Raw genomic sequence first — 2,024 nt, forward strand, 5'->3', positions numbered from 1 at the left:
GATGTGTTTAGCTCCTTGATAATGCCGATAGATACAGTGTTTTAGCGGATAATCAAATTTTTAGTGTGTTTTTAGAAAAAAATGAATTATAATCTTACACTCAATATTATTATAAGTAATTTCATATTTTAAAAATCATTAATAAAAATTACTAAAATGAAATATTTTAGTTATATTTATGCTATAATATTCTCGCAAGGAGTGATTATAAATGAGCCCCAAAATTAAGCGTGGTGATATCGTTGATGTCAAGATAACAGGCATTCAGCCTTATGGAGCTTTTGCAAGTTTACCTGATAATTCAACTGGTCTGATTCATATATCTGAAATATCAGATAAATTTGTTAAAAGCATTGATAGTTTTGTAAAAGTTGGTGAATTTATCAAAGTTAAAATAATTGATTTTGATGAAGAAACAAATCATGCAAAATTAAGTTTAAAGGCCATTGATAATCGATATCGTAGGCGAAATAAACGTGTCTATTATAAAAATCCTAGACGATTGATCGTTGAAACGCCTAATGGATTTGCACCATTAGCCTTTGCCATGAAAAAATGGCTAAAACAAGGAATCACGGAGGAAAGTTAAAATGATAACATTAGATTTATCTAAAGCCAAATTAAATGAAGATTTAGAATCATACAAAGATACTGTTAAAGATATCCATGAGATGATTCAAAATAAAACAGGAGCTGGTAATGATTTTCTTGGTTGGGTAGAACTACCTGAAAATTATGATAAAGCTGAAGTTGAATTAATTAAAGAGACTGCTGCAAAACTAAGAAAAAAAGCAGATATCTTATTAGTATGCGGGATTGGCGGTTCTTATTTAGGAGCTCGAGCAGCAATTGAAGCAATCAATGGATTGTTCCCAACCAATGATGTAGAAATAATCTACGTTGGTAATACTTTTTCGTCAAATTATATTAAACAAGTAAGCGATTATCTTGAAGGAAAAGATTTTGCAATCAATGTGATTTCAAAATCAGGTACTACTACAGAAACTTCTATTGCATTTAGAATTTTTAAAGAGATGTGTGAAGCAAAATACGGTAAAGAAGGTGCTAAAGAAAGAATTGTTGCTACAACTGATAAAGCTCGTGGTGCATTAAAAACTTTAGCAACTGAAGAAGGATATACAACTTTTGTAATTCCTGATGATGTTGGTGGACGTTATTCGGTTTTAACCCCAGTAGGATTATTCCCCATCGCTATGGCTGGAATCGACATTGATGAAATGTTAAGCGGTGCTAAAGATGCTATGGTTAAATATAGTAATCCCGACTTAGATCATAATGATGCTTATAAATATGGTGTTGCTCGTCAAATCTTACACAAAGCTGGATATGCAGCTGAAATGTTTGTAACATATGAATTGCAATTAGCAATGGTTGCTGAATGGTGGAAACAACTATATGGGGAATCAGAAGGAAAAGAAGGTAAAGGAATCTTACCTACAAGTGCTACTTTCTCTACTGATTTACATTCATTAGGACAATTCATTCAAGAAGGGTCTAAAGTATTATATGAAACAATTATGCAAATCAAAGAACCTGCCGGTGATATGACCATCCCTAGTGATAAAGACGATTTAGACGGTTTAAATTATTTAGCTGGTAAATCAGTTGACTATGTAAATAAAAAAGCTTGCGAAGGAACTATTGATGCTCATGTAAATACTGGAAATGTACCTAATATTCTAATTACATTAGATAAGATGGATGCTTACGGATTTGGTTATATGGTTTATTTCTTTGAAATCTCATGTGCTATGTCTGTATATTTACTTGAAGTAAATCCGTTTAATCAACCAGGTGTTGAAGTATATAAGAAAAATATGTTTAAATTACTTGGTAAACCAGGATATTAATAGTAAAGACAATCAATTTGATTGTCTTTTTCATTTTATGTAAAATTTTTGTTGACTAATTTAAAAGTAAGTGATAATATATTAAGGCATCAAGAAGCGGAGGTTTAGCTCAGTTGGGAGAGCATCTGCCTTACAAGCAGAGGGTCAGCGGTT

General features: G+C 31.7%; 2 protein-coding genes. Both read left to right on the forward strand.

The window, feature by feature from the left end; genetic code table 11:
* Positions 1-211 precede the first annotated feature (211 nt).
* Entirely contained in the window at positions 212-589 is a 378-nt protein-coding gene (locus ACLR9T_RS14150) for a CvfD/Ygs/GSP13 family RNA-binding post-transcriptional regulator (protein ID WP_413110115.1), read from the forward strand.
* 1 nt (position 590) lies between these two features.
* Positions 591-1,871: a glucose-6-phosphate isomerase gene (locus ACLR9T_RS14155; RefSeq protein ID WP_413110116.1), complete on the forward strand. Its 1,281-nt coding sequence runs from the start codon at positions 591-593 to the stop codon at positions 1,869-1,871.
* The last annotated feature ends 153 nt before the right edge of the window (positions 1,872-2,024 follow it).

It is taken from the genome of Thomasclavelia sp. (assembly GCF_047249845.1).
Classification (GTDB): domain Bacteria; phylum Bacillota_I; class Bacilli_A; order Erysipelotrichales; family Coprobacillaceae; genus Thomasclavelia.